Source organism: Psychrobacter sp. PSi21 (assembly GCF_054960615.1).
Genome location: NZ_JBHNYR010000045.1, coordinates 1 through 933, shown reverse-complemented (window position 1 = coordinate 933; position 933 = coordinate 1). Strand labels below are relative to the sequence as shown.

The 933-nt window shown below is 42.7% G+C and carries 1 protein-coding gene and 2 pseudogenes; all 3 read right to left on the bottom strand.

Features of this window, described 5'->3' with window-relative positions; all coding sequences use genetic code 11:
• Positions 1-197 (bottom strand): annotated as a pseudogene (locus tag ACFI32_RS14810) (IS3 family transposase); the annotation flags it as partial.
• Positions 198-224: 27 nt separating this feature from the next.
• Positions 225-305: pseudogene (locus ACFI32_RS14805) on the bottom strand (IS3 family transposase); the annotation flags it as partial.
• 125 nt (positions 306-430) lie between these two features.
• Positions 431-933: helix-turn-helix domain-containing protein (locus ACFI32_RS14800; protein WP_462627386.1), on the bottom strand; the 503-nt coding region annotated here is incomplete at its 5' end.

Here is a 933-nt window from a genome sequence, read left to right as displayed (position 1 = left end):
TCATTGTTATAACAATCGAGTATCGGCGATAAATATAGCTTATGATCACCTACCTTAAACTCAGTAATGTCGGTGAGCCAGCGTGTGTTCGGTTTATCTGCAGTAAACTGGCGCTTTAAATGGTTCTTTGCAATCTTACCTTGTTGTCCTTTATAAGAACGGTACTTCTGACGTCTTATCTTGGCACTAAGGGTCATGTTACGCATCAGCTTAGCGATGAGCTTGTGGTTGTAATGACTGCCTAACTGCTTTAGCGCTACCGTTATTCTGCGATAGCCGTACCTGCCTTTGTGCTGATGATACAGCTTGGCAATACGCTGTTTTAATTCAGTGTATTGGTCACCACGCTCAAGCCTTGCTCTATGATAGTAAAAGACGCTCTTAGGTATCTTGGCGATCTCTAGTAAAGCTGATAAAGGGTGATCTTGCCTTAGTCCTTCGATGAGCCTTGCTTTGTCAAAGCTTGTTTCTTTTCCTTTAGCAAGGTATCCAGCTTTTTTAGGTAGGCGTTCTCCGCACGTAGGTACTCATTCTCACGCTTAAGCTCTGCTAAGCTCTTTTCATCATCTGGCTTGTCTGTGATAAACGGTTTACTCATGGCGGTTCTACCTTTAGGTTTGGGAGTTAGTCCAAACATGCCGTGCTTTCGATATGCTTTGTGCCAATGACTAATAAGCGCCGGTGAGCTGATGTTAAACTTCAGTGCCACCTCAGATTGACTCAAACCTTCTTCAAGCATGGTGGTTAGTACGTTAAGTTTAAACTCACTACTGTACGTGGCTTTAGTTGTCTTTGGTCTTATAGCATTGATACCACCGCTTTGATACTGCTTCACCCATTTAAGAACAAACTTTGGATTTACATTGAATTTCTCACTAGCGGCAAGTCCGGAATGTCCTTGTTCATAGTATGCGATGACTTGCATCTTAAAGT